The sequence below is a fragment of the Emticicia sp. genome, from assembly GCF_049241225.1.
GTDB lineage: Bacteria > Bacteroidota > Bacteroidia > Cytophagales > Spirosomataceae > Emticicia.
The window spans coordinates 1-4,924 of sequence record NZ_JBMLRC010000476.1; the positions used below are offsets into that span (position 1 = coordinate 1).

Here is a 4,924-nt window from a genome sequence, read left to right on the forward strand (position 1 = left end):
GCCAAGAAACTCGGCAAGACCAATTGTACTTATCTAATATTGGGAGTTTTAGTTTTTTCGATTATTTCTATCTTTTTGACCGATAACTTATTTCTTAAAAAAGTATTTTTGATAGAAAGTTTAATGGCTTTTTGCTCAGCTTTGATTTATTTTTTTGAAGCAAAATTGGCAAAAAATGAGCGGTATCGTTGGCTTGGAGAAATGGTATTTTGGTTGCCTTTGGTTATTCTGTTTTTATAGAAAATGTAGCGTGTAATATCTAAAGTTTTATTGTACGAGGCTCATTGCCGTCTGCTTTAGCTGACGGATACTTCAATGAAAACAAATTTGACTTTAGTCTAAATATATAGTTTGACTAAAGTCAAATTTGTTTTATGTGATACAAAAATCCGTCAGCTAAAGCAGACGGCAATGAATTTTCTAATTAAATTTTTTCAAATTTACATTAGACTTATTTTCTTTTAAGTCTATCTTCAATCTTCTTTGATTTTACCTCTGTTTTGGCTTCTTCTTCTTTCTTTTCTTTCATGATTCTAAGTCCACGGCGGTAGGTGTAGTAGAAAAATCCAGCCACGGCAAACATCAAAAAGAAATAACTATCTTTGAGAGCAACGCCCTTGTAAAGTGCTTGGTCAACAAACATGGTCAAGAATGCCAAGCTTGCAAAAAGTATGATTGATTCGATGAGTTTCATGATAAATTAAAATAATTATGTTGATTGATGATGCGGCGATTTTCTCAGCTCCACAAATCATTTTTTTCGGTTAAAATAATCGGTTTTCCGTCAGTCACGATAATTGTATGCTCGTGTTGGGCCATAAAGCCGCCTTTGTTTCCGACCATTGTCCAACCATCTTTTTGAGTGACAGCTTCGGTTGAAACAGTTGAAATAAATGTTTCTACGGCCACTACCGAATTTTTACGAAATCTGGTAGTGTTGTATTTGTCTCTATAATTCGGAATCTCTTTGGGTGCTTCGTGCAGGCTTCTGCCCACGCCGTGGCCAGTCAGATTGCGGATTACTCGATAACCTCTTTTCTTTGCTTCGGTTTCCATCAAAAAACCAACATCAGAAATTTTGACCCCACCTTTGATGTTGGCAATGGCTTTACGCAAAATATCTTTAGAGGCATCAACAAGTTTTTGGTGTTGGTGAATATCATTCCCGAGGATAAACGAACAACCATTATCTGAGAAAAATCCACCGACTTCGGCCGATACATCAATATTAATTAAATCGCCTTCTTGTAAAATTCTTTTATCCGATGGAATACCGTGGCAAAACTCTTGATTGACACTAATACAAGTGAATCCTGGGAAATTGTATGTTACTTTCGGAGCCGATTTAGCTCCAAAATCTTTAAGGATTTGCCCACCAAAATCGTCTAGTTCTTTGGTAGTCATGCCAGGTTTGGCATAATTTACCATTTCTCGGAGTGTTACGGCTACCGCCTCACTCGCTGTTTGCATTCCAATTAATTCTTCTTCTTTTGTTATCGACATTTTATTTTTTACTTCTCAAATTAGTTAACCAACTTCCCAATGATTTTAAATTTCTCAAAAACGGCTTCGTTATGCGGGGCATCGGCCAGTTCTTCGGTTAAATCTTGCCCTGCCCAGTGTTCGTAATGCTTGCCATTTCGCCACAATCTTGAGCTGCCTACATCGTAAATTTGTCCTTTGTAAGCCACCCAGATATCATCTTTGTCTTGTCCGTTTCGGAGGGCGAGTTGGTTTTTGGTATATTCTTTCACGATGCTAATTGTATCTTTTTCACAACAAAATTGGCATTAAATCCGTCGTGAAGCAAAACTTTTATTTTTAATTTCAGTATTACGTGGCTTAGCTTCGTTCCAAATCTTAGTGAAAACTCAATGTTCTTAGTGCCTTATCAGGCCGCCGATGCGGTGGTAAAAAAATGATTGACCGAGCCAACTAATATTCTAACTTTCAATGCTTACTTTTGTTTTCAAATACAAAAACTGATACTAAAAATTACTCAACGAATGATACTCGAAAAACTCGAAGACGCCCACAAATTTAAACTTTGGAAAAGTAATCTGATTGCCAATGGCTTGAAAATCAATAAAGTAGATGAGCATTATACTCGCCGACGCTACAATGGTGAAGTACTTTTTTCGTTGCTAATGCTCGATGCCGAAACGCCCGAAGGCGATAAAATTCCACCGATTTGTTTTCTGAAAGGAGAAGTTGTGTGTGTGCTGATTTGCCTGATAAATAAAGAAACACGTGAGAAGTTTTTGCTTTTGGTAAAACAACGCCGTATTGCCGAAGGTGGCTTTACATACGAACACCCCGCAGGAATGGTTGATGGCACCAAAACACCACTCGAAATAGCTGTACAGGAAGTAAGAGAAGAAACAGGCTTAGAAATTTCGGAAAGCCAATTAATGGATTTGATGGACGGAAAAAGAGGTTTTCCTGCTACAGGAACGAGCGATGAGGCAATTTATTTATATGCTTGTGAAATAGAAATGACAGCCGAAGAAATAGCCGCCATGAATAACAAAGAAATGGGAACTGACTACGAATTCGAACGAATCACAACCCACGTAGTGCCATTTGTAGAAGGGCATCGAATGATAAACAACACCAATGCCCTTCTGCTTGACTATATGTATTTGACAAAAGTCGGAGACTTTGAAACTTTGAAAGTTCTGAGCTAAGAGTGTAGAATTAAGAGTGTAGAGTTAGGATGAATAAACTGCACTCTACACTCTGAACTTATTAAACCAACTTCCAACCTGGACGATACTGACGTTGAACGAATTGATTCGCTTCGTCGAAGTTCGTGATTTTCATATTTGTTCCGTCCCAAAGGAGTTTCTTACGACCATCGTAGTTGAAGCCATTTTTGCCGTTTGATTTACGAAGCATATAACTACGAATCGCTAAATTACCCATCAAAACTGTTTCGGTTAATGGGCCAGAGTAATCAAATGACGACGAAAGTGCTTTATGCTCTTTGCTATTGAAGCCTGTCTTACAAGCCTCTGCCCACGAAATTTGGTGTCCATGCTCAGGTAGTGGTTTGAAGTTCGGGTCAGCGGCAGGCATTTCTATTTTCTCGCCATTTTTCAAGTATATTTTCGGTGTATTTCCGTAAGTCCCGCAAGTCATGATACCTTTTGTTCCAATCATGATTACACCATTTGAGCTATCGGCTTCGGCCAAAGGCTCATTGGCCGGAATCCACTCTGGGTGGAACGGACGAATACCGCCGTCAGTCCAATACATAGTCACTGGTGAGTTATTGCGTTTGGTAGCAGGAAATTTGATTTGTACGCTCGATGATGGCGGACAGCCCTCTGGATTATACTCTGGTGTCCAATCTTTCAAGAATACCTGTCCAACGCTACATTCTACTTCGGTTGGGTAGCCCAAACCTAAAACACGGAAGGCAGGGTCAATCAAGTGGCAACCCATGTCGCCCAATGCACCAGTACCGAAATTCCACCAACCACGCCATTTGAATGGGTGATATAGTGGGTGATAGTCAACGTACTGAGCAGTTCCGATAAATAAATCCCAATCTTTCGAGTCCATTGACTCAATCAAAGGTGGTTTATCAGTCGGTAGCGGATTTCCCTGCGGCCATACTGGGCGATTTGTCCAAATATGTACATCGCTTACTTTTCCGATTAGGCCTTTATCGAGCCAATCCATCATTACTTTCTGTGTAGGGTTCGATGAACCTTGATTGCCCATTTGTGTAACAACCTTATATTGGCGAGCTGCTTCGGTCAGTTTACGAGCTTCGTAGATGTCGTGCGTGAGGGGTTTCTGCACATATACATGCTTGCCCATTTGCATACACGCCATTGCTGCTACTGCGTGCTGGTGGTCGGGTGTCGAGATAGTCACGGCATCAATATCGCCCTTCATTTCATCGAGCATCACTCTGAAATCTTTGTAGCGTTTGGCATTCGGGAATTTATCAACACTGCCTTTTGCACGAGCAAAATCGACATCGCAAAGAGCCACAACATTATTTACACCATTGTTGTAAGCATTGGCAATATCTGATGCTCCTTTACCACCCGCACCTATTGAAGCAATATTGAGTTTGTCGCTTGGAGCGATGAATCCTTTACCCAGAACGTGGCGTGGAACAATAAAAAAGCCACTGGCCGCAATGGCAGAACTTTTGATAAAACTTCTTCTACTGGTTGATTTATCTTGCATGTTTGTAGATTATGAAATAGGTTGAATATAGAAGTCAAATCTACTAATAAAACGCTAAAGTGTTGTATAGACAAGATAAAAAAAGACGAACCCTATGAAAAGTTCGTCGTAAAGAAAGATTTTGTAGGCTTCGTTTTTAGTTACAAGAAGTGGTGTATTCGAGCAGATGTTTATCGAAATTTGTCCAACGGTGGTCGCTTTTTAGTTTTGCTAAAAGAGCTGGACAATCTTTGTACAATCTCAAATATTCATCGTCGTATTCTTTTTTCTTGATTTTTTCGGCTATTTCATTTCCAACTTGTACATAATACGATTTGTCGTCTCCACCAGCCATAGTAATTCCTGCAACGCCAAAACGCATACTTTCTTGGGCTCTTGGGTCATGAAAAACCTTGATTTTGCTCGAAAATGATGGGTTAACCATTTGCATCAGCAGGTCTTCGGTATCGTTTTTAACTTTCACTTTAACTTTCTCGAAAAACGCATAGCCTTTATTGATGATGTCCATGTTTACATCGTTGTTTTTCCATTTTTGAGCATTGAAACTTTGTTCCATTGCATTTGCCAATTTAAAATAACCACTGGCAGGCAAATACATGGTTTTAATATCTTTTGGTTCGTATGTTTTCTTCTTTTTTTGGCCAGTCGGCAAAATCGTCACTTCTTCGATAAGCCCTTTTTTACGGTCGAGGTCATCAATAGTTCCTTCGACTTTTGA

At 39.5% G+C, this 4,924-nt stretch carries 6 protein-coding genes and 1 pseudogene; 2 read left to right on the forward strand and 5 right to left on the reverse strand.

All coding sequences use genetic code 11. The features are described 5' to 3' along the window. Positions 1 to 240, forward strand: a pseudogene (locus ACOVO2_RS25070) (hypothetical protein); the annotation flags it as partial. 211 nt (positions 241 to 451) lie between these two features. On the opposite strand, the gene ACOVO2_RS25075 reads toward ACOVO2_RS25070, so the two are convergent. From ACOVO2_RS25075 to ACOVO2_RS25085, 3 genes are read right to left on the reverse strand one after another with little or no spacing between them, the layout of a single operon-like run. Continuing rightward, positions 452 to 694 carry a hypothetical protein gene (locus tag ACOVO2_RS25075; RefSeq protein WP_421772610.1) on the reverse strand — a complete coding sequence of 81 codons (243 nt, stop codon included), beginning with the start codon at positions 692 to 694 and terminating at the stop codon, positions 452 to 454. A gap of 44 nt (positions 695 to 738) precedes the next feature. Next, a complete protein-coding gene (map, locus tag ACOVO2_RS25080) occupies positions 739 to 1,503 on the reverse strand; it encodes a type I methionyl aminopeptidase (protein ID WP_421772611.1) in 765 nt (254 codons plus the stop codon). A gap of 20 nt (positions 1,504 to 1,523) precedes the next feature. After that, positions 1,524 to 1,754 carry a cytochrome b5 domain-containing protein gene (locus tag ACOVO2_RS25085; RefSeq protein WP_188765936.1) on the reverse strand — a complete coding sequence of 77 codons (231 nt, stop codon included), beginning with the start codon at positions 1,752 to 1,754 and terminating at the stop codon, positions 1,524 to 1,526. A 252-nt stretch (positions 1,755 to 2,006) separates the two neighbouring features. On the opposite strand from ACOVO2_RS25085, the gene ACOVO2_RS25090 reads away from it, so the two are divergent. After that, on the forward strand, positions 2,007 to 2,687 hold the full coding sequence (locus tag ACOVO2_RS25090; RefSeq protein ID WP_421772612.1) for an NUDIX domain-containing protein: 681 nt from the start codon (positions 2,007 to 2,009) through the stop codon (positions 2,685 to 2,687). A 61-nt stretch (positions 2,688 to 2,748) separates the two neighbouring features. Here the strand turns inward: ACOVO2_RS25090 and ACOVO2_RS25095 are convergent, their stop codons facing one another. Continuing rightward, positions 2,749 to 4,206, reverse strand: coding sequence for a Gfo/Idh/MocA family protein (locus tag ACOVO2_RS25095; protein WP_421772613.1), 1,458 nt, complete (start codon positions 4,204 to 4,206; stop codon positions 2,749 to 2,751). Positions 4,207 to 4,342: 136 nt separating this feature from the next. Continuing rightward, a partial coding sequence (locus ACOVO2_RS25100; protein ID WP_421772614.1) for a hypothetical protein occupies positions 4,343 to 4,924 on the reverse strand: 582 nt, incomplete at its 5' end.

Bases quoted from the DNA above. Each gene is read 5' to 3' on its own strand.
- ACOVO2_RS25075 (WP_421772610.1), bottom strand. From the start codon at position 694: ATGAAACTCATCGAATCAATCATACTTTTTGCAAGCTTGGCATTCTTG.
- map (WP_421772611.1), bottom strand. From the start codon at position 1,503: ATGTCGATAACAAAAGAAGAAGAATTAATTGGAATGCAAACAGCGAGT.
- ACOVO2_RS25090 (WP_421772612.1), top strand. From the start codon at position 2,007: ATGATACTCGAAAAACTCGAAGACGCCCACAAATTTAAACTTTGGAAA.
- ACOVO2_RS25095 (WP_421772613.1), bottom strand. From the start codon at position 4,206: ATGCAAGATAAATCAACCAGTAGAAGAAGTTTTATCAAAAGTTCTGCC.